Source organism: Nonomuraea sp. PA05, assembly GCF_008086045.1.
In the GTDB taxonomy this organism is placed as follows: Bacteria; Actinomycetota; Actinomycetes; order Streptosporangiales; family Streptosporangiaceae; genus Nonomuraea; species Nonomuraea monospora.
Genome location: NZ_VSEY01000001.1, coordinates 1 through 20,392, shown reverse-complemented (window position 1 = coordinate 20,392; position 20,392 = coordinate 1). Strand labels below are relative to the sequence as shown.

General features: G+C 72.8%; 19 protein-coding genes. 6 read left to right on the top strand and 13 right to left on the bottom strand.

The genetic code is table 11. The features are described from left to right. Window positions 1–7: 7 nt before the first annotated feature. Both FXF51_RS00100 and FXF51_RS00095 read left to right on the top strand, forming a co-directional pair. Window positions 8–727: an ABC transporter ATP-binding protein gene (locus FXF51_RS00100; protein WP_148432128.1), complete on the top strand. Its 720-nt coding sequence runs from the start codon at window positions 8–10 to the stop codon at window positions 725–727. Continuing rightward, window positions 724–1,545, top strand: a complete 822-nt coding sequence (locus FXF51_RS00095; RefSeq protein WP_148432127.1) for an ABC transporter permease — start codon at window positions 724–726, stop codon at window positions 1,543–1,545. Before FXF51_RS00100 ends, FXF51_RS00095 begins: the two co-directional genes overlap by 4 nt. Here FXF51_RS00095 and FXF51_RS00090 read toward each other — a convergent pair. After that, a complete protein-coding gene (locus FXF51_RS00090; protein WP_148432126.1) occupies window positions 1,451–2,107 on the bottom strand; it encodes a TetR/AcrR family transcriptional regulator in 657 nt (218 codons plus the stop codon). The genes FXF51_RS00095 and FXF51_RS00090 overlap by 95 nt on opposite strands. Further along, window positions 2,104–2,568: a hypothetical protein gene (locus tag FXF51_RS00085; protein WP_148432125.1), complete on the bottom strand. Its 465-nt coding sequence runs from the start codon at window positions 2,566–2,568 to the stop codon at window positions 2,104–2,106. Before FXF51_RS00085 ends, FXF51_RS00090 begins: the two co-directional genes overlap by 4 nt. A gap of 144 nt (window positions 2,569–2,712) precedes the next feature. Here FXF51_RS00085 and FXF51_RS00080 point away from each other — a divergent pair, with 144 nt between their 5' ends. Next, complete coding sequence (locus FXF51_RS00080; RefSeq protein WP_187414070.1) at window positions 2,713–4,044, top strand: cytochrome P450 family protein; 1,332 nt, start codon at window positions 2,713–2,715, stop codon at window positions 4,042–4,044. A gap of 21 nt (window positions 4,045–4,065) precedes the next feature. Here the strand turns inward: FXF51_RS00080 and FXF51_RS00075 are convergent, their stop codons facing one another. From FXF51_RS00075 to FXF51_RS00025, 10 genes are all read right to left on the bottom strand, one after another. After that, a complete protein-coding gene (locus FXF51_RS00075) occupies window positions 4,066–5,451 on the bottom strand; it encodes a nucleotide pyrophosphatase/phosphodiesterase family protein (protein ID WP_148432123.1) in 1,386 nt (461 codons plus the stop codon). Further along, on the bottom strand, window positions 5,448–6,578 hold the full coding sequence (eboE, locus tag FXF51_RS00070; protein ID WP_148432654.1) for a metabolite traffic protein EboE: 1,131 nt from the start codon (window positions 6,576–6,578) through the stop codon (window positions 5,448–5,450). Before eboE ends, FXF51_RS00075 begins: the two co-directional genes overlap by 4 nt. After that, entirely contained in the window at window positions 6,578–7,432 is an 855-nt protein-coding gene (locus FXF51_RS00065; RefSeq protein WP_148432122.1) for a TatD family hydrolase, read from the bottom strand. The genes eboE and FXF51_RS00065 overlap by 1 nt, the downstream gene beginning before the upstream one ends. Then, the gene (locus tag FXF51_RS00060) at window positions 7,432–8,073 is read right to left on the bottom strand and encodes an EboA domain-containing protein (RefSeq protein WP_148432653.1); all 642 of its coding nucleotides are present in this window, start codon (window positions 8,071–8,073) and stop codon (window positions 7,432–7,434) included. The genes FXF51_RS00065 and FXF51_RS00060 overlap by 1 nt, the downstream gene beginning before the upstream one ends. Continuing rightward, on the bottom strand, window positions 8,073–8,975 hold the full coding sequence (locus FXF51_RS00055) for a sugar phosphate isomerase/epimerase family protein (protein WP_148432121.1): 903 nt from the start codon (window positions 8,973–8,975) through the stop codon (window positions 8,073–8,075). Before FXF51_RS00055 ends, FXF51_RS00060 begins: the two co-directional genes overlap by 1 nt. Continuing rightward, complete coding sequence (locus FXF51_RS00050; RefSeq protein ID WP_148432120.1) at window positions 8,972–10,078, bottom strand: SCO3242 family prenyltransferase; 1,107 nt, start codon at window positions 10,076–10,078, stop codon at window positions 8,972–8,974. The genes FXF51_RS00055 and FXF51_RS00050 overlap by 4 nt, the downstream gene beginning before the upstream one ends. Before the next feature lie 484 nt (window positions 10,079–10,562). After that, the gene (locus FXF51_RS00045; RefSeq protein WP_148432119.1) at window positions 10,563–11,723 is read right to left on the bottom strand and encodes an inositol-3-phosphate synthase; all 1,161 of its coding nucleotides are present in this window, start codon (window positions 11,721–11,723) and stop codon (window positions 10,563–10,565) included. A gap of 621 nt (window positions 11,724–12,344) precedes the next feature. Further along, complete coding sequence (locus FXF51_RS00035; RefSeq protein WP_148432117.1) at window positions 12,345–13,202, bottom strand: carbohydrate ABC transporter permease; 858 nt, start codon at window positions 13,200–13,202, stop codon at window positions 12,345–12,347. Next, complete coding sequence (locus FXF51_RS00030) at window positions 13,199–14,113, bottom strand: carbohydrate ABC transporter permease (RefSeq protein WP_148432116.1); 915 nt, start codon at window positions 14,111–14,113, stop codon at window positions 13,199–13,201. The genes FXF51_RS00035 and FXF51_RS00030 overlap by 4 nt, the downstream gene beginning before the upstream one ends. Continuing rightward, on the bottom strand, window positions 14,110–15,435 hold the full coding sequence (locus tag FXF51_RS00025) for an ABC transporter substrate-binding protein (RefSeq protein WP_148432115.1): 1,326 nt from the start codon (window positions 15,433–15,435) through the stop codon (window positions 14,110–14,112). The genes FXF51_RS00030 and FXF51_RS00025 overlap by 4 nt, the downstream gene beginning before the upstream one ends. A 166-nt stretch (window positions 15,436–15,601) precedes the next feature. Here FXF51_RS00025 and FXF51_RS00020 point away from each other — a divergent pair, with 166 nt between their 5' ends. The 3 genes from FXF51_RS00020 to manD are packed head-to-tail and all read left to right on the top strand — an operon-like array spanning window position 15,602 to window position 19,931. Then, a complete protein-coding gene (locus FXF51_RS00020) occupies window positions 15,602–16,786 on the top strand; it encodes an ROK family transcriptional regulator (protein WP_148432114.1) in 1,185 nt (394 codons plus the stop codon). Between the two features lie 14 nt (window positions 16,787–16,800). Then, window positions 16,801–18,726 carry a cellulase family glycosylhydrolase gene (locus FXF51_RS00015; protein ID WP_222871052.1) on the top strand — a complete coding sequence of 642 codons (1,926 nt, stop codon included), beginning with the start codon at window positions 16,801–16,803 and terminating at the stop codon, window positions 18,724–18,726. Next, window positions 18,723–19,931 (top strand): D-mannonate dehydratase ManD, encoded by a 1,209-nt coding sequence (manD, locus tag FXF51_RS00010; RefSeq protein WP_148432113.1) that lies wholly within the window; start codon window positions 18,723–18,725, stop codon window positions 19,929–19,931. The genes FXF51_RS00015 and manD overlap by 4 nt, the downstream gene beginning before the upstream one ends. 3 nt (window positions 19,932–19,934) lie before the next feature. Here manD and FXF51_RS00005 read toward each other — a convergent pair whose 3' ends face one another. Further along, a complete protein-coding gene (locus tag FXF51_RS00005; protein WP_222871051.1) occupies window positions 19,935–20,279 on the bottom strand; it encodes a PP2C family protein-serine/threonine phosphatase in 345 nt (114 codons plus the stop codon). Window positions 20,280–20,392: the final 113 nt, after the last annotated feature.

Here is a 20,392-nt window from a genome sequence, read left to right as displayed (position 1 = left end):
TGGATCGGTGGCCATTCTGCGAGCCGCCCATCTGGTCAAGCGCTTCGGCGCGATCACGGCCGTCCGCGACGTCAGCCTGACCGTCGGCGAGGGTGAGGTCGCCGGGCTGCTCGGGCCCAACGGCGCGGGCAAGTCGACGACGCTGCACATGCTGCTCGGCCTGATCACCCCCGACTCCGGCAGCATCGAGCTGTTCGGCAGGGAGCTGGCCCGGCACCGCACCGAGGTGCTCAGCCGGCTCAACTTCGCCGCCAGCTACGTGGACCTGCCCGGCGTGCTGCGGGTGCACGAGGTGCTCGACTCCTTCGCCCGCCTGTACGCGCTGCGCCGCCCCGCCCGCCGGGTGGCCGAGATGATCGAGCTGTTCGAGCTGGGCCCGCTCAGGAAACGCCAGGTGATGGCCCTGTCGTCGGGGCAGCGCACCCGCGTCCAGCTCGCCAAGGCGATGCTGAACGCCCCCCGCCTGCTCGTCCTGGACGAGCCCACCGCCAACCTCGACCCCGACGCCGGAGACCGGATCAGGAGCCTGCTGACCCGGCTGTCCAGGGAGACGGGCGGCGCCATGCTGATCACCTCGCACAACATGAGAGAGGTGGAGCGCATGTGCGACCGCATCCACTTCCTGTCCGGGGGCCGTGTCGTGGCCGCGGGCAGCGCCCGCGAGCTGGCCGGGCGGTACGGGGCCGAGGACCTGGAGGAGGTCTTCCTGAAGGTGGCGCGCGGATGACCGCCCTGACGCTGCCGCCGCTGAGCTGGGCCGCCCGCCGCACGCGGATACTCGGCGTGGTCCGGCGCGACTTCGCGGCGCTGCGGCGCAGCCCCGTCCGGGTCTTCGAGATCCTGTTCTGGCCGACGGTCGAGCTGGTGCTGTGGGGGTTCGTCTCGGCGTTCCTCCAGGCGCAGCGGGTGCCGTTCGCGGTGTCGTTCCTGCTCGGCGCGGTGCTGCTGTGGCAGGTGCTGCAGAAGGCCAGCAACGAGATCTCGCTGGCCTTCCTGGAGGACATCTGGTCGCGCAACCTGCTCAACGTGCAGGTCAGCCCGCTGTCCAGCGCCGAGTACCTGACGGGGCTGGTGCTGTTCTCGCTGGGCAAGGTGGCGCTCGCGCTGGCGGTGCTGGCGTCCATGGCGTTCGTGCTCTACGGGTTCGGGGTGAGCGCCATCGGGATCGGGCTGGTGCCGTTCATGGGGGTGCTGCTCGTGCTGGGCTGGTCGCTGGGGCTGGTCAGCATCGCGGCGGTGCTCAGGTTCGGCGAGAAGGCGCAGGTGATCGCCTGGTCGCTGGTGTTCGTGGTGCAGCCGCTGGCCGGGATCTTCTACCCGATCGCGGTGCTGCCGCAGCCGCTGCGGGAGCTGGCGTGGTTCCTGCCCGCCTCGCACGTGTTCGAGGGCATGCGCGCGGTCATGGCGGGCGGGGAGCTGCCGTGGGACCGGCTGGCCTGGGCGTCCGTGATCAACGTGGGTTACCTGGCGGGGGCACTCGGGTTGTTCGCGTGGGCGCTCGGCCGTGCCCGGCGGCGCGGGCGTTTGTCGCGGTTCGGGGAGTGAGCGCGGTGGTGATCACGTCCACCAGGCCCTCCACCACCTGGTCGCGGCCCACCTCCGGATGGTCCAGCCACCAGTCGCCGGTCGTCTGCACCATGCCGACGAACGCGTGGCCGAGCACCTGGGCGCGCGTCGGGTCGGGCACCACCCGCTCGGCCGCCAGCATCCGGCCCAGCTCCTCCCCCAGGCTGCGCACCAGCGCGGTCATGTGCGAGCGCACCCGGCTGTCCTCCGCGCCCGCCCGGTGGAACAGGAAGCGGTAGAGGTTGAGGTTGGCGGAGATCAGGTCGAGGTAGACGCCGATCGCCGCTCTGGCCCTGCCCCGCAGGTCGGCCCCTGTCGCGGCCAGCTCCGGGCGGAGCTGGGCGATGACCGTGCGCACGTGACGGTCGGCCAGGGCCTGGTAGAGGCCGTGTTTGTCGCCGAAGTGGCGGTAGAGGATGGGCTTGGTGATGCCCGCCTCCGCGGCGATCGCCGCCATCGACACGGCGGGGCCCTCCGTCATGATGACCCGGTCGGCCGCGTCGAGCAGCGCCCTGCGCCGATCAGGATCTCGCCCGCTCACCCGTCCAGGATAGATCGCCTGCGGGCGCGGGGCAGCGCCGACAGCACCAGGAACGCGCCGATGAGCGTGTACAGGCCGCTCATGCCCGCCAGGGTGCCGGGCGGCTCGGCGAGCTCCGCCCACGGCGCGACGTCCGGCGGTGACCACGGCAGGCCGCCCGAACGCGCCCACGGCAGGGTGGCCGCCAGGCTCATCGCGGCGTCCAGGTCGAGGGCGAACAGGACGCCCGCCGCCGTCAGCGGCACGCCGCAGCCGAGCGCGGCGGCGGGCCAGGCGGACAGGATCGTGACGATGACCGCCACCGCCGCCAGATAGGCCAGGCCGGTGGGGGCGGGGGCGAACGCGGTGTGGCCGGTGCGCAGGCAGCGGGCGGCGGCCTCGGTCAGGTAGTAGACGGGGGCGAGCGCGGCCAGGCCCGCGAGGGCCGCCAGGAGCGGGCGGGGGTGGCGGTCGCGCGTCACATCGGCACACCTTACGCCGGGGGTGGCCGGGGCCGGGGCGATATCCGATCTTCCGCGAAGCGGCCGATTCCCCCGGGACACAGGCCACTTTTCGGGTTACGTTCCGATCTGTCAGGAGGCTGCCGTACCGCGATGGAGATCGTGATGCCTGTTCCCTTTCCGCATCCGGGTGAGCGCGCCACGCTGACCGTGTGCCGCCTGCGGGACGAAGTGGGGCCCGTCGTGGCCGTCGAGCTGGCGGGCGGGGTGCCGGCGTGGCTCGCGACCAGCTACGACGCCGTCAGCGAGGTGCTCGCCAACGAGGGCGTCCTCTACAGCAAGGACGCGCGGCACTTCGGGGCGTTACGCGACGGCACCCTGCCCGCCGGGTGGCCGCTGCGGCGGGCGATCGAGGCGGATCACATGCTGAACAAGGACGGGGACGAGCATCGGCGGTTGCGCGGGCTGGTGGGGCGGGCGTTCACGCAGAACCGGGTGCAGGCGCTGGCGCCCCGGATCGAGGAGATCGCCGACGGCCTGCTGGACCGGCTGGCGGCGATCGACGGCGACTCGGCCGCTCATGGCGGTGGCCCGGCAGCAGGCGGCGACTCGGCCGCTCATGGCGGTGGCCCGGCGGCAGGCGGCGACCCGGCCGCTCGTGACGGTGGCCCGGCAGCGGGCGGCGGCGGTCCGGTGAATCTGGTGGCGGGTTACGCCGACCCGCTGCCCGTCGTGGTGATCTGCGAGCTGTTCGGGGTGCCGGAACGGGAGCGGGACGACATCCGCCGCTGGGCCACGACGCTGATCTCGCTGACGTCCGCCCCCGACGAGATCGGCAAAGCGTGGCAGGACCTGATCGCCCACCTCACCGCCCACATCGGGCGCCGCCGCCGCGACCCCCGCGACGACCTCACCACCGCGCTGCTCCAGGCCCAGGAGCAGGACGGCGACCGGCTCGGCGACGACGAGATCCTGTGGATCCTGTGGCTGGTCATCCTGGCCGGGCACGAGACCACCGTGCACCTGATCGCCAACGCCGTCATCGCCCTGTGCGCCGACCCCGCCCAGCTCGCCCTGGCCCGCGAGAAGGACGCGTGGGCGGAGGTGGTCGAGGAGACGCTGCGCAGCCGCAGCCCGATGAGCGCCGGCCTGTTCCGCTACGCGACGCGGGACGTGGAGCTGGCCGGGGTGCGCATCCCCGCCGGGCAGCCGGTGCTGGTCGGGTTCGGCGGCACCGGCACCGACCCTGCGAGGTTCGGCGCCGGCGCCGGGCGGTTCGACATCTCACGCGGCCAGGAGACGCATCTCGGCTTCGGCCGGGGCCCGCACTTCTGCCTGGGGGCGCCGCTGGCCAGGCTGGAGGCGCGGATCGCGCTGTCGCGCCTGTTCGGGCGGTTCCCCGGGCTGCGGATGGCGGTGCCGCCGGAGGAGATCGCGTACACGCCCTCGTGGATCACGGAGGGGCCGGTCGCGCTGCCGGTGTTCACCGGCAGGTGAGGCCGGGGTTGGACAAGCGGGTCAAGCGTGCCCGGATGACGGCTGAGCCAGGCGCAGCAGGAGGTCCTTCACCTCCGTGGCCTCGTACCGTGACCTGGTCTGCGCCGGGTCGGAGCAGAGCAGGACGGGCGCGTCGGCCGGGCCGGCGGGCGGCAGGCCGTGGGAGCCGCGCACCGCGCGGGCGCCCGCGTCCAGGCCGACGACGCTCATCACGTAACGCAGGCCCGTCTTCTTGCGCAGCAGCGCCAGCGCCGCCCGCCGCTTGGCCGCGCCGGGCCCCGCCGGGTCGAAGAAGAGCTCAGCCGGGTCGTAGCCGGGCTTGCGGTGGATCTCGACGACGCGGGCGAAGTCGGGGGCGCGGGCGTCATCGAGCCAGTAGTAGTAGGTGAACCAGGCGTCGGGCGCGGCGAGCAGGACCAGCTCGCCCGAGCGCGGGTGGTCCAGGCCGTGCGCGGCCTTGCCGTCCTGGTCGAGCACGGTGGCGACGCCGTCCACGGCGGCGCACAGCTTGGCGACGGCGGGCACGTCGGCGGGGTCGCGCACGTAGACGTGCGCGATCTGGTGGTCGGCGACGGCGAACGCGCGCGACGTCCACGGGTCCAGGTACTCCATGCCGTCCTGGGTGTGCACGCGCAGCAGCCCCTCGGCGCGCAGGGCGCGGTTGACGTCCACGGGGCGGGAGACGTCGGTGATGCCGTACTCCGACAGCACGACCGTGGTCCGGTCCGCGGCGGCGTCGAGCAGGGGGGCCAGCACGGTGTCCAGCTCGGCCGCCGCGGCGGCGGCGCGCGGGCCGGAGGGGCCGTACCGCTGCAGGTCGTAGTCGAGGTGCGGGACGTAGACGAGTGTCAGGTCGGGGTCGTGGACGGCCATGACGTGCTCGGCGGCCCGGCAGATCCAGGACGACGACGCGATGCCCGCGCCCGGCCCCCAGTAGCTGAACAGCGGGAACGTGCCGAGCTTCGCGGTCAGCTCGTCGTGCAGTTCCGGCGGGTCGGTGTAGCAGTCGGGGTCCTTGCGGCCGTCGGCGCGGTAGACGGGGCGTGGTGTGACGGTCCAGTCGACGTCGGCGCCCATGGCGTACCACCAGCACACGTTCGCCACCGTGTAGCCGGGCCGGTCGCGGCGGGCGGCCTGCCACAGCTTCTCGCCGCCGACCAGCGCGTTGTGCTGGCGCCACAGCAGCACCTCGCCGAGGTCGCGGAAGTACCAGCCGTTGCCCACGACGCCGTGCCCGGACGGCGGCAGGCCCGTCAGGAACGTCGACTGCGCCGGGCACGTCACCGCCGGCAGGACGGTGCCCAGCTCCGCCTGGAAGCCGCCTCCGGCCAGGGCGCGCAGGCGCGGCATGTGGGCCAGCAGCCTCGGGGTCAGCCCCACCACGTCGAGGACCAGCAGTTTGGTCATGCCGTCACTCCGAGGTCGCGTAGTTGCTCGCGGGCGAACTCCAGCTCGCAGGCGATGCCCTCGGCGAGCTGTCGCGGGGTGCGGGGCCGCAGCGCGGGCGGCAGCACGCCCCAGGTGTAGGTCTCCACGTCGTAGTGGTCGCACAGCGGCTCGCGCCCGCCCGCCAGCTCCCTGAGCGCGTCGCGCAGCACCGGCGTGGTGGTCCGCAGCGGCGGCTCGGGGTCGGCGTGCAGCGGCACGTGGTAGTGCGTCCGCCACGGGCCCGGCAGGTTGCGGGCGAACGCCTCGTGCAGGTCGTCGGCCGCCTCGCCGTGCGGGTTGCGGGTCTGGTGCAGGAAGCGCGGCTCGGCGTACTCGCGCAGCGCCTCCGGGTCGGAGCTCTCCAGGGCCGCCGAGAGCTGGACCTTCACGATGGGCAGGCCCTTGGTCCGCAGCGCCCTCAGCGCGGCGGTCGGCTCCTCCCACGCGCACGCCAGGTGGGCCAGGTCCAGGCAGATGCCGAGCCGGCCGGTGTCGGCGGCGCGGGCCAGGTGGCTGATCGCCTGCTCGGTCGTCTCCACGACGCAGCCCGGCTCCGGCTCGAACGCCACCCGCACCTGGCGGCCGGTCGAGGACTGTACGGCGGCCAGCCCGGCGGCGAGCTGGTCGAGGCGGCGGGCCACCTGGTCGGCCATGGTGGTGGACCAGGGCTCGCGCCAGGCCAGCGGGAGGGTGGAGACCGAACCCCTGGCCGCGTCGTCCGGCAGCAGGTCGGCGAGGATGCGGGCCAGGTCGAAGGTGTACGACAGCCGCTCCCTGGTGGTCCAGTCGGGCCGGTAGACGGCGTACTTGACGACCGGGTCGTGAAAGGAGCGGTACGGGAACCCGTTCAACGTCACCACCTCCAGCCCCCGCGCGGTCAGCTCCGCGCGCAGCTTGGCGCGCAGGCCGTGGTCGGCGGCCAGCACCCTGGCGACGGGCGCCGCCAGCCACAGGCCCAGCCCCAGGACGTCGGTGCCGAGCCGCTCCCTGATCGGGACCGCGTAGGTGTCGAACTGGGCGATGATGCCGCTCAGGTCCTCGGCGGGGTGCACGTTCGTGCAGTAGCCGAGGTGCAGCGTCGTGCCCGAGCGGTGCCGCAGCCGCATCATTGGCCGCCGCGCTTGATGCTGCTGCCCGCGAACGTGGGCGCGCCCGCCCCGGTGACGCCGGTCAGGTCGAGACGGCCCGACTGGGCGTAGAACTCGACGGGGTTGCGCCACATGACGCGGTCCACGTCGTCCTCGCCGAAGCCCGCCGCCAGCATCGCCTCGGCGGTCGCCAGCGTGAGCAGCGGGTCGGAGACGCCCCAGTCGGCGGCCGAGTTGACCAGCATGCGCTCGGTGCCGTACTTGCGCAGCAGCTCGACCATGCGCGGCGGCGACATCTTGGTCTCCGGGTAGATGGAGAAGCCCATCCAGCAGCCGGAGCCGTGGACCAGGTCGATGGTGACCTCGTTCAGGTGGTCCACGGCGACCCGGCCGGGGTCGATGCCGGACGCCTTGACCAGGTCGAGCGTGCGGCGCGTGCCCGCCGCCTTGTCGCGGTGCGGGGTGTGCACCAGCGCGGGCAGCTCGTGCTCGACGGCCAGGGCGAGCTGGCGTTCGAAGGCGTCGTCCTCCTCGGGGGTCATCGAGTCGTAGCCGATCTCGCCGACCGCGACCACCCGGTCCTTGTCCAGGTAGCGGGGCAGCAGGTCCAGGACGGGACGGCAGCGCGGGTCGCCCGCCTCCTTCGGGTTCAGCGCGATCGTGGCGTGGTGGACCACCCCGAACTGGGCGGCCCGGTACGGCTCCCAGCCGAGCAGCGAGTCGAAGTAGTCGGTGAACGAGCCGGGACCGGTGCGCGGCTGGCCCAGCCAGAACGACGGCTCCACCACGGCCGCCACCCCGGCGGCGGCCATCCGCGCGTAGTCGTCGGTGGTGCGCGAGGTCATGTGGATGTGCGGGTCGAAGATGCGCATCAGGTCTCCTCGGTCGGCGGGCGGCTGGTGAGGCGGCTGATCTCCTCGGTCGGCGGGCGGCTGGTGAGGCGGCTGAGCAGGGCGGCGGCGTCGCCGGGCGTCGGGCGGCCCGCCGCCTCCCGCTCCTCGGCGAACGCCGCCAGCATGGCGGCCAGCTCGGCGTCGGCCCGCTCCTCCAGCCGGTCCACCTCCGCCAGCGGGACGCCCATGAACACGCACTTCAGCACCGCCTGCCGCCAGGCCGGCTGGTCCAGGTGGGTCGCGTACGGGCCGAGGGCGGCGGCCAGCAGACGGGCGTCGTTCGTGCGGATCGCGTCGAGCAGGAGGGGGACGGCTTCCTCGCCCACCTTCAGCAGGGGGAGGGCCTTGAGGACGGCGCGCTTCTCGTCGGCGTCGCCGTGGTGGTAGAGGTCTGCCGCCTCGGCGGTGACGCGGTCCGGTGGGAGTGCCGCCAGGAGGAGGGCTCTGGCCGCCTCGTCCGCCGTCCAGCCGGGGGCGGCGGGGAGTGGGGTGCGGCCGGCTCGTCTGCCGGCGGCGGCGAAGGAGCGCTTGAAGGTGTCGGGGTGGGAGAGGGCCTCGTCCAGCCAGGGGCCGGCCTCGGGGGTTTCGTGGAGTGCGGCGTGGAGCTGCTCGGGGGGCATCACGGGCTGCCTCCTTCGGGGTGCTGCTCGGGGTCCTGCTCGGGGTGCGGCTCGGGGTGCGGTTCGGGTTGCTGTTCGGCGGCGCGTTCGGCTTGCTGGAGGAAGGCGAGGGAGCGGGCGGCGACGTCGGGGGCGGCGTGCGAGTGGCGCGGCAGCTCGACGGCGACCAGCCCGCGGTAGCCGGAGTCGGCGAGCGCGCGCAGCACCGGCGGAAAGTCGATCTCCCCCTCGCCGAACTCCAGGTGCTCGTGCGTTCCCCGCCGCATGTCGTCGATCTGCACGTTCACCAGGTACGGCGCCACCGCCGTCACGCAGCCGGGCACCGGGTCCGGCTCGTTGCAGCGGCAATGGCCGATGTCCAGGGTGAGGCCGAAGCCGTCCGGCGCGCCCAGCGCCCGCCGCAGCGCGTGCCAGCCCGCGATCGTGTCGACGAGCATGCCCGGCTCCGGCTCGAACCCCAGCGGCACCCCACCCGCCTTCTCCAGGACCCGCGCGCACCCGTCCACCAGCCGCTCCCAGGCCCGTTCCGGCGGCACGTGCGCCGGCCGCACCCCCGACCAGAACGACACCGCCTCCGCCCCCAGATCGGCTCCGACGGCCACCGCCCTGTTCAGGAAGTCGACCCGCTTGTCGCGGTCGTCGTCCAGCAGCGTGGGGGCGTGCTTGCGGCGGGGGTCGAGCAGGTAGCGGGCGCCGGTCTCGACGACCACGCCGAGACCGAGCGTCCGCAGGCGGTCGGCGACCTTGGCCACGCGCAGCGCCAGGCCGTCGGCGTAGGGGTCCAGGTGGTGGTGGTCGAGGGTGAGGGCCACGCCCGTGTAGCCCAGGTCGGCGATGACGTCCAGGGCGTCGGGGAGGCGGTGGTTCGCGAAACCGTTGGTGCCGTAGCCGAATCTGATCATGTCGGGGACAACTTTCCCGCCAGTTTGCGGGCCAGCGGGATCACCGCGGCCAGCGCCAGGCCTGTGCGGGGGGCTCCCGCCCTGGCCAGCAGGGCGCCCTGGAGCGCGGGGAGGCTCACGATTCCGGCCGTGACCGCGTCGCGCACCTGGTGGGCCGAGGGGTTGGCGATGGCTCGGGCCTGTTCGGTGCCGAATTGGGAGGCGTACCAGGTGGCGAGTACGGCGCGGGTGATGGCGGCCAGGTGCGTGGCTTCGGTGAGGGGCGTGTACTGGCCTTCGCCGGGATGTCTGAGGGCTTGGCCGGGACGGCTGAGAGCTTGGCCGGGACGGCTGAGAGCTTGGCCGGGACGGCTGAGAGCTTGGCCGGGATGGCCGAGAGCTTCGCCGGGATGGCCGAGAGCTTCGCCGAGGCGGCTGGAGGCTTTGCCGAGGCGGCTGGAGGCTTTGCTCGCGGGTTGGCAGGCGGTGGTGGCGGCCAGGGCGAGCGTGCCTGCGAGGGTGGCGGCCGGGCGGTGGCGTGCGGTGCCGGACGTCTCGCCTCGGGACAGGTGGGTGAGGAGGTAGGTGTGGGCGGCGACCGTCAGGGCGGCGGGGAGCGAGGCCCCCATGCGCGGCTGCGGCGGCGCGCCCCTCGCGGGCCCGCTGGCCCCCATGCGCGGCCCTGGTGTCGCGCCGAGCAGCACGTCCAGGCCGCGGCACACCGCCATCACCAGCGGGCCCGCGCGCGTGTTCTTCGCGACCAGGTCGTACGCCCAGATCGCCCCCGCCAGCGGGACGGCCACTGCCATGGCCCTGCGGCCCCCGGCCAGCGCGGCGGCGGCGAGACCCGCGGCGGTCAGCCCGGCCGCCACGCCCAGGGCCGTCCCCGGGCTCACCCGGCCGGAGGGGATCGGCCGCTCGGGGCGTTCCACGGCGTCGAGGTGGCGGTCGGCCCAGTCGTTCGCGGCCATGCCCGCCCAGTACAGGCAGACGGAGGAGCAGGCCAGGCCGAGCGTCCGGGGGCCGAGCGCGCGCCCGGCCGCGGCGCCTGCGGCCACGTCGCCGGGGACCGACAGCGCGGCCGGTGCCCGGACGAGCTCGAGCAGGTGCCGCAGCGCGGTCATCGACGTGCCTCTCTCGACCCGGATCGGCCAGCGGCACTATATCGCGCACCGGTGGTGACGTCCCTTACACGAAGGCGTGTCGCGTCCCAGGTGGAAGGCGGTGCGCTTTCCTGAGGCGACGCACCTTCCAGAGACGGCGCGCCCTCCAGAGACGACGCGCCCCTCGCAGGCGACGCGCCCCTCGCAGGCGACGCGCCCCTCGCAGGCGACGCGCCCCTCGCAGGCGACGCGCCCTTCGCAGGCGACGCGACCCTCGGAGGCGACGCGCCCTTCGCAGGCGACGCGACCCTCGGAGGCGACGCGGGCCTCGCAGGCGACGCGACCCTCGGAGGCGACGCGGGCCTCGCAGGCGACGCGACCCTCGGAGGCGACGCGGGCCTCGCAGGCGACGCAGCCTTCGGAGATGGCGCGCCCTTCGGAGGTGGCGTGGTCTTCCGGCCGGCGGTCAGGAGCCGGAGTAGGGCGTTGCTCGTCCGGGAGGGGGTCATGGGGTGGGCTCCGGGCTGAGGGCGGTGACGAACTCGACCAGCACACGCCACTGATCGGCCAGCCCGTGCGGCACCTCCCCCAGCGGGTCCTTGAAGAAGAACGCCAGCTCAGGCAGCGGCCCGGCGCGCCCCGCGCGATGGGCGGCGGCCGTGAGCCGGGCCAGGTCCAGGACGAGGGGCGCCGCGAGCACCGAGTCGCACCCGTGCCAGGTGAACTCCATCCGCATGCCCGTCCCCAGGAACCCCTCGAACGTCACCAGATCCCACGCGGTCTTGAAGTCCCCCAGATCCTCCAGGTAGTCGATGCGGGTCTCCCCCTGCGGCAGGTAGCCGAGCGTCTCGGGCAGGACGCGCTGCTTGCTGGCGGACTTGGCGGCGTTCGCGCCCGGCTGGGCGAGGTTGGCGCCGTCGCCGCCGCCCAGCAGGTTGATGCCCGACCAGGTGCGCACCCTCAGGTTGCGCTGCGCGAACATGGGCGCCAGCACCGACTTGACCAGCGTCTCCCCCGTCTTCCCGTCGTGGCCGGCGTACGGGAGTCCCTGCTCGCGGGCGAGCGCGTCCAGGGCGGGCAGGCGGGCGCCCGCGGACGGGGTGAAGTCGACGTACGGGCAGCCGGCGGACAGGGCGGCGTAGGCGGCCAGCGAGCTGGGCGGCAGCACCGGCTCCGCGACGGAGTCCGCGCCCGACAGGGCGGCGCGCAGCTCGGCGAGCGAGGCGTGGGCGGGGTGCGGGGGCGGGACGGGCTCGGTGGTCGAGACGTTGATGACGACTACGCGGTCCAGGTCGTGGTGGTGGCGGAAGTTCTCGAGGTCGGCGGCGATCTCGCGGGCCGTGTCCGCCTGGGTCGCGGCGGCGGGCAGCGGCCGTACGTTCTGCTCGACGGCGGCCAGGTCGTCCTTCACGGCCAGCGCGAGCGCCGCCGGCACCACCCCGGAACCCGCCAGCTCCGCCGCCTTCTTCTCCAGCGGGACCGACGTGACGTCGTGCCCGCCGAAGACGAGGTCTCCGACGCCGGGGCGGACGCGTTCGCGCAGGGCGGGCGACTCCAGGACGCAGCCCGTCGGGGCGGTCAGGCCGGCGCGGATGGCCAGGGCTCCGATCAGGCTCGTGACGGCGACCGATCCGCGTGCTCCGATCAGCCAGGTTCCCGTTCTCATGTGGTCTCCTTCGCGGCCGGGACGGCTTCAGTCCCGGGGGGTGATCAGCGTCGAAGGCCGAGGAGGGCGGGGTGGCCCGCCGGCCGGTGAACCGCGTGATCGGCCTGTGTCACGCGTCCTCCATGATGGTCGGGCGGCTGCCGTGGGGCTGCGCGCGTCATGATCGGACATTGTGCTTAGGATCCGCTCGAAAGGGCCGCCGTTCAAGCGGGGTCAGGGCTTGTTCTGGCTCCTGAGGTCGAAAACGGGCCGGGGTGGGGTGGCCGTGTTCGGGGGCTTGTCGCCGTACGGGTGCGCCGGGCCCCGCCGTACACCTTCCCGCCGACGCGGCGCGCCAGGGTGGCCGCGGTGGCGTCGCTCGCGTCCCGTGCGCCGCTTACCTCGCGCCGCAGGTCTGGCGCCGTGTGTGCCGGGCCGTGTGTGCCGGGCCGTGTGTGCCGGGCCGTGTGTGCCGGGCCGTGTGTGCCGGGCCGTGTGTGCCGGGCCGCGTGTGCCGTGCCGCGTGTGTGATCCCGTGCGAGGTCGCCGCCTCGCCCGTTCGATGCCTCGCCTGCCGCGTTCACCCGCTCCCCCGCCGCACCCGGGCACGGGCGGGGGCGGGGGCGGGGGCGGGGGCGGGGGTCAGCCCTTGAGGCCGCCGCTGAGAAGGTCCAGCCGCCAGAACCGCTGCAAGAACAGCAGCAACGCGATGAGCGGAATCACCGAAACCGCGGCCCCCACGATCGCGATCCCATAAAGAGCAGGTTCAGAAGACCCCTTGGCCAGCAACGTGTAAAGCCCCACCGTGATCGGGAACCGCGACTCGTCCGACAGCATGATGTACGGCAACAGGAAGTTGTTCCACGTCCCCACGAACTGCAACATGAAGATCGTCACCATGCCGGGAAGCATCATCGGCAACCCGATGGCCCCGAAGATCCGATATTCGCTGGCCCCGTCGATCCTGGCCGCCTCCAGGGTCGCGTCCGGTACGGACGACAAGGCGTACACGCGCGCCAGATAGATCCCGAACGGCGAGATGAGGCTGGGCAGCAGAACGGACCAGTAAGTACCGACCAGGTTGGTCTCGGACATGATGAGGTACTGCGGAATGGCCAGCGTCATGCCCGGCACCAGCACCCCCGCCAAAATGGCGTAAAAAAGCAAAGTACGCCCACGAAAGTCGTACTTGGCCATGGCATATCCGGCGAGGGTGGAGATGAGGGTGGAGGCGGCTGAGCCGACGACGGCGTAGAGGGCGCTGTTGGCGGCCCAGAGGAGGAAGCGGCCGTCGCCGTAGGAGAACAGGTCGCGCAGGTTGTCGAGCAGCCCGGTTCCGGGGGCGAAGGTGAAGGTGGAGAAGAGTTCGCCGCTGGACTTGGTGGCGGCGACGACGACCCAGGCGACCGGCACCAGGCAGTAGAGGGCGCCGATGAGCAGGACGACGGTGGGCAGGATCTTGGCGCGCTGGTGGGGAAGCAGGCCGGTCCCGGTCGTCATGACAGGCCTCCCGAGGCGCGCTTCTGGGTGAGTTTGAGGAGGACGACGGAGACGACGAGGGTGCCGACGGCCAGGATGACGGAGGCGGCCGAGGCGAGGGGGAGGTCGTCGCGGATGAAGGCGTCGCGGTAGATGTGCATCAGCGGGACCCAGGTCTGGGAGATCTCGGTGGTCATCGGGGCGAGCGTGGTGGGCTCGCCGTACACCTGGAGGGTGCCGATGAGCGCGAACAGGCCCGTGAGGACGAGCGCGGGCGCGACGAGGGGGATCTTGACGTGCCAGGCGATGCGCCATTCGGAGGCGCCGTCGATGCGGGCGGCGTCGGAGAGCTCGGCGGGGATGCCGCGCAGGGACGTGAAGATGATGATCATGTTGAAGCCGACGCCGCCCCAGATGGCGATGTTGGCCAGTGACGGGTAGATGCCGTCCCCGGCGAGGAAGGGGATCTCGCCCAGCCCCAGCTCCTTGGTGAGGTAGCTGAAGGGGCTGGTGGAGGGCAGGTACATGAAGCCCCACAGGAGTGAGGCGGTCACGCTGGGGATGGCGTACGGCAGGAAGATCGCCGTACGGGCGAAGCGGCGGCCGCGGGCGCCCGCGTAGTCGAGCAGGAGGGCGAACAGCAGCGCGAGCCCGAGGGTGAGCGGCACGCTGATCGCCCCGTAGAGGGCGAGCCGGCCGAAGCCGGCCCAGAACTCGGCGTCGGTGAGGATCCTGGCGTAGTTGTCGAGGCCGACGAAGACCTCCTGCCGGGTGCCGAAGATGCCGGTGCCGGCCAGCCGCAGGCCGCGGGCGCTGAGGTAGACGGCGTACCCGATGGGGACGGCCAGGAAGGCCAGGAACAGCAGCACCGCCGGGGCGACGAACAGGTACGGCGCCCGCGTCCTGCGGCGAGCGCCGGCGGCGTCGGTCATTGCCCGGCGACCTTGAAGCCGGTGGCCTTCATGTCGTCCACGACGACCTGCTGCGTCTTCTGCAGCGCCTGGAGCAGGGGCGTCTTGTCGCGGATGGCGGCGGCCATGGCGTCCTGGTAGGCGCTCTGGGCGGTGCCGACGTTCGGGCCCCAGCTGATGTGCGGGATGGTGCGCTGCGCGGCCTTGGTGGCGACCTCCCAGTAGTCCTTCTGCCCGGACACCAGCTTGGGCGGCTCGCTGGAGGCGGTGGCCTGCTGGCCGGCCAGCGACGCCGGGTACTCGCCGGCGGCGATCTGGATGTCGTAGGCGGCCTTGTCGGTGTTCATCCACTTGGCGAAGGTGGCGGCGGCCTGGGCGTGCTTGGAGTTCTTGGTGACGGCGATGGCGCTGCCGCCCTGGAAGGCGACCCGGTCGTCGCCCGGGGTCCACTGGGGCAGCGGCGCGATGGCCCAGTCGCCGGCCTGCTTCTCGGCGATGCCGTACAGGACGCCGGGGGCCCACAGGGCGCTCGGCCAGCTCAGGATGTTGCCCTTGTTGAGCTGGTTGTTCCATTCGGGGGTGAGCAGGGGCTGGGCCTTGACCAGGTCCTTGTCGATGAGGCCCTGCCAGTAGGCGGCGACCTCGGTGGAGGCGGCGTCGGCGATGCCGACCGTCCACGTCTGGTCCTGGACCTTCCACCAGGTGGCGCCGGCCTGCTGGGCCAGCCCGGCGAAGTTGCCGAACTCGGCGGGGGCGAAGGTCGCGAGGTAGGCGTCGGGGTCCTTCTTGCGGACGTCGGCGGCCACGGTGGCGAACTCCTGCCACGTCTTCGGCACGTCGATCTTCAGCTCGTCGAAGCGCTTCTTGTTGTAGACCATGACCATCGGCCCGACGTCCTGCGGCACGCCGTAGACGGCGCCGTCGAAGCTGGTCAGCGACCACACCTCGGGTGTGAAGGCGTCCTTGATGTCGGCGGTGTGGGTGGAGATGTCGGCCAGCGCCCCGGCGACGATCATGGCGGGGATCGTCTGGTACTCCAGGCAGGTGGCGTCGGGGGCGTTGCCCGCGCGGCTGGCCGTGAGCAGCTTGGTCGCGGTGTCGGTGCCGCCGCCGGCGTCAGTGTGCTTGACCTGGATGTCCGGATGGGCCTTGTTGAAGGCCGCGACCTTCTCCTTCTGGCCGGCGCTCCAGCACCAGAAGTTGAGCGTGACCGGTCCGGTCTGCGCCTCCTGCGTCGCGGCGGCGCCTCCGCCCGCGTCGGCGCCTGTGCCCGACGAGCAGGCGGCCAGGACGACGGCGAGTCCGACCGCCGTGATCGAGCCGGAGACCCCTCTGTTACGCATCCCGCGTCTCCTTCCACGCAAAGTCCCAGAGTTGGCTTTGCAGAAAAGCCAACCTAGAGAAGAAGTGAGGCGCATGTCACTACTTGTGCACAAATTTCGTGAATGTTATGTGACACGGAGCGCATGTTAGCTTTGCTGCGAAGCTAAGAGGAGGAGGCTGGCGCTGATGGTGGTTGGGCCCCGAAGATGGGGCGGCATGTGGGACGCCCTGCCCGACGCCGCACGCTCCATCGTCAAGGAGCTGATCATCCACGGCCCGCAGTCCAGGACCGCGCTGGCCAAGACCCTGCACCTGTCCACCGGCAGCCTCACCAGGCTGACCAAGCCCCTGGTCGACGCCGGGCTGCTGGTCGAGGGCGAGGTGGTGCACGACCCGGTCAACGGCCGGCCGACCCGCCCCCTCGACGTGGCGGCGGGCGAGCACCGGTTCCTGGGCCTGAAGCTGACCGCGGATCGCGTGCACGCGGTCGTCACGGACCTGCGGGCCGAGGTGATCGCCGGCCGCGACGAGGCGATCACCGACCGGGACCCGGAGGCGGTCTGCCTCCAGGCCAGGCGGCTGCTGGACGAGCTGACGGGCGGCCTCCCCCACGGCCCCGGCGCACCCGTCGGGGCCGGGATCACGATCGGCGGCAACGCGCGCGCCTCGACGCAGATCGGCGGCGAGCAGCTGGTGGACGCGCCGTACCTGGGCTGGGAGCAGGTGGAGCTGCGCCCGCTCATGGAGCGGGCGCTGGGCGTGCCGTGCGTGGTCAAGAACGACGTGGCGGCGCTGGCGCACCAGCACCACTGGTTCGGCCCAGGACGCGGGCTGCGGGACTTCGCGCTGGTCACGATAGGCGCGGGCATCGGCTACGCGCTCATCGTGCACGACCACCTGGTGGCCGCGGCCGAGGCGGATCTGGGCATGTTCGGCCACATGGTGCTGCATCCCGGCGGGCCGCTGTGCCCGGAGGGGCACCGAGGGTGCGCGGCGGCGTACCTGTCGAGCTGGTCGATCGAGGGCACCGTGGGGCAGGCGCTGCGGCGGGAGGTCGGCTACGACGAGGTGATGCGGCTGGCCGCGGCAGGCGACCGGGTGTGCCTGTCCGTGGTGCGTGAGGCGGCGCAGGCCCTGGGCAGGCTCATCGCGATGGTCGCGACGATGTCCATGGTCAAGACCGTGGTCCTGGCGGGCGAGGGCGTGGAGCTGGCCCGCATCGCCAAGGACGAGCTGGGCCAGGCCCTGACCGCCGACCGGCGCGGCGTGCCCGGTTCGGTGAACGTGGTCATCGAGGCCGACGACTTCCGCGAGTGGGCCCGCGGCGGCGCCGTCGTGGCCATCCAGAGTTTCGTCACCGGCAGCGACTGAGGAGGACATCACAGGTGAAGCGGCATTCGGCCAGGCTCGGCGACCTCTGGGTCGGCGTCAACTTCTGGTCCAGGGCAGGCGGGCCGCGCATGTGGCGCTCCTACGATCCGGACGTCGTCTCCGCGGAGCTGACGGTCATGCGCGAGCACGGCATGACCGTCACCAGGAGCTTCTTCTACTGGCCCGACTTCATGCCCACCCCCGACAGCCTGGACGAGGAGCTGGTCGCCCGCTACGCCGACTTCCTCGACCGGCACGAGGCGCTCGGCATGCGCACGATCCCGACGTTCATCGTCGGCCACATGTCGGGGCAGAACTGGGACCCGGCCTGGCGGCAGGGCCGCGACCTGTTCGGCGACGTGTGGTTCGTGGCCCGCCAGGCCTGGTACGTGCGCGAGCTGACGGCCCGCTTCAAGGACCATCCGGCGGTCGCCGCCTGGCTGCTGACCAACGAGGTCCCCATCTACGGCGACTGGCGCTCGCGCGGCATCGGCACGCTCGACCACGAGCAGGTGACGAGCTGGGCTCAGCTCCTCATCGACGCGGTCCGCGCCGGCGGCGGCACCCAGCCGGTCTCGATCGGCGACGGCGCGTGGGGCGTGGAGGTCACCGGCAACGACAACGGCTTCCGGGTGCGCGAGCTGGCCGGGCTGGTCGACTTCCTCGGCCCGCACGTCTACCGGATGGAGACGGACGCCGTACGGCAGCATCTCGGCGCGGCGTTCGTGTGCGAGCTGCTCGACCTCGGCGGCAAGCCGGTGGTCATGGAGGAGTTCGGCCTGACCAGCGACTACACCAGCGAGGTGAACGCGGCCCACTACTACCGGCAGGTCCTGCACAACACGCTGCTGGCGGGCGCGACGGGCTGGCTGGCCTGGAACAACACCGACTACGACGACCTGTGGGCGGACGAGCCGTACAGCCACCACCCGTTCGAGATGCACTTCGGGCTGGTGGACGCCGCCGGGCGGCCGAAGGCGCAGGCCAGGGAGGTGCGCGACTTCGCGGCCCTGATCGAGCGGGTGGACCTGCGGCGCTGCTCCCGCCCCGACGCGGAGGCGGCGCTGGTCGTCTCGTCGTACCTGGAGAGCCGCTACCCGTTCACGCAGCCGCGTGACGCCACGGTGGTCTTCGACGTGTGCAGGCAGGCGTACGTGGCGGCCCGCGAGGCCGACCTGGCCGTCGGCGTGGCCAGGGAGAAGGACGGCATCCCTGACGACTGCCGGCTGTACCTGCTGCCGTCGGCCAAGCAGCTCACCGCGCCCGGCTGGCGCGCGCTGCTGGAGCGGGCCCGCGCCGGCGCGACCGTGTACGCCTCCTGGTTCGCGGGCGAGCACGACAACCAGCGCGGCTCCTGGTGGCCGGGCCTGGACGAGATGTTCGGGGTGCGCAAGCAGTCGCGGTACGGCCTGGTCGAGCCCATCACCGGCGACACGGTCACGCTCACCATGACCGCCGCGCTGGGCGACCTGAAGGCCGAGGACGAACTGGTCTTCCCGGTGGCGGGGACCGCGAACTCGCGCTCGTACCTGCCGGTCGAGCCGGACGGGGCCGAGGTGCTGGCGAGGGACGCCCAGGGCAGGCCCGCGCTGCTGCGGCACTCCGTCGGCGCGGGCTGGATGGTGCTGGCGACCTACCCCCTGGAGTACATGGCGGCGGTCACGCCGCACGCCAACCCCGAGCCCACCTGGCGCCTGTACCGGGCGCTGGCCGCCGAGTCGGGCGTGGACGCGCCTGTCTCGTTCGAGACGCCGCTGGTCAGCGCCGCGCTGATGCGGCACGAGGACGGCCGCGTGTTCGTGTGGTGCGTCAGCCAGTGCGACGCCGAGATCAAGGCCGCGCCGTCGGTGCGCGGCGGGGTGCTGCGCGACGAGGACGGCGCGCCGGTCAGTGTCGTCGAGCTGCCGCCGTACGGGGTGCGCGTCCTGGAGCTGGCATGAGGATCACCGACGTCGAGGTGCTGGTCACCAGCCCGGGACGGAACTTCGTGACGCTGCGCGTGCACACCGACGAGGGCGTGTACGGGCTCGGCGACGCCACGCTCAACGGCCGTGAGCTGGCCGTGGCCGCCTACCTGCGCGACCACGTGGCGCCCTGCCTGATCGGCCGCAACCCGTTCCAGATCGAGGACATCTGGCAGTTCCTCTACCGCGGCGCCTACTGGCGGCGCGGCCCCGTCACGATGACCGCGATCGGCGCGGTCGACATGGCGCTGTGGGACATCAAGGGCAAGGCCCTGAACGTGCCCGTCTACGAGCTGCTGGGCGGCGCGAGCAGGACCGGCGTCCTGGTGTACGGGCACGCCAACGGCCACAGCGCCGGCGAGGCCGTGGAGGCGGTCGGGCGGTACCTGGACCTGGGGTACAAGGCGGTCCGCGTGCAGGCGGGGGTGCCGGGGCTGTCCGGCACGTACGGCGTGGGCAGGGGTGAGCTGTTCTACGAGCCCGCCGAGGCGGGGCTGCCCGCGGAGGACGTCTGGAGCACCGAGAAGTACCTGGCCACGGTGCCGTCGCTGTTCGCCAGGGTGCGCGCGGAGTACGGCGACGAGGTGCACCTGCTGCACGACGCCCACCACCGGCTCACCCCGATCCAGGCGGGCAGGCTGGGGCGGGAGCTGGAGCCGTACCATCTGTTCTGGCTGGAGGACGTGGCGCCCGCCGAGCAGCAGGAGGCCTTCCGGCTGATCCGGCAGCACACCACGACGCCGCTCGCGGTCGGGGAGATCTTCAGCACGATCCACGACGCGACGCTGCTGCTGCGCGAGTACCTCATCGACTACCTGCGGATGACGGTGGTGCACGGTGGCGGGATCACCCATCTGCGCACCGCGGCGGCGTACGCGGCCGTGCACCAGGTGCGCACCGGCTGCCACGGCGCCACCGACCTGTCGCCCGTCACGATGGCGGCGGCGCTGCACCTCGACCTGTCGATCCCGAACTTCGGGATCCAGGAGTACATGCGGCACACCGCCGAGACGGACGAGGTCTTCCCGCACGCCTACACCTTCTCCGACGGGTACCTGCATCCGGGCGACGCTCCCGGGCTGGGCGTGGACTACCGGGACGACCTGGCCGGACGGTACCCGTACCAGCGGGCCTACCTGCCGGTCAGCCGCCTGGAGGACGGCACCATGGACAACTGGTGAGCATCAGGCGCGGGTGCGGGCCATGAGCAGGGCGACGTCGTCCTCGGCGGGGCCGTCGCCCACGATCGCGCCGACCACGGCGGCGCACAGGCCCTCCAGCGTCGGCAGCGCCGCCGCGCCCGCCAGGGCGGTGCCCAGCCTGGCCATGCCGGCGTCCAGGTCGGCCTGGCGCGTCTCGATGAGGCCGTCGGTGTAGAGGGCGAGCACGGTCCCGGCGTCCAGGTGCAGGTCGTGCGACTCGAACGCGCCCACCCCGAGGCCGATCGGGGTGCCGCTGGGCAGCGGCGGGAACGTCACCTCGCCCGACGGTGACACCACCGCGGGCGGCGGGTGCCCGGCGGCGGCCATGGTGCAGCGGCGGGGGGGCCGGGCGGAGAATGCGGAAAGGGAGGGGGGGCCCCCCCCGCCCGGGGCGCCCCCAGGGGCCCCCACCCACCAACCGGCCCGGGGCGCGGGCCACC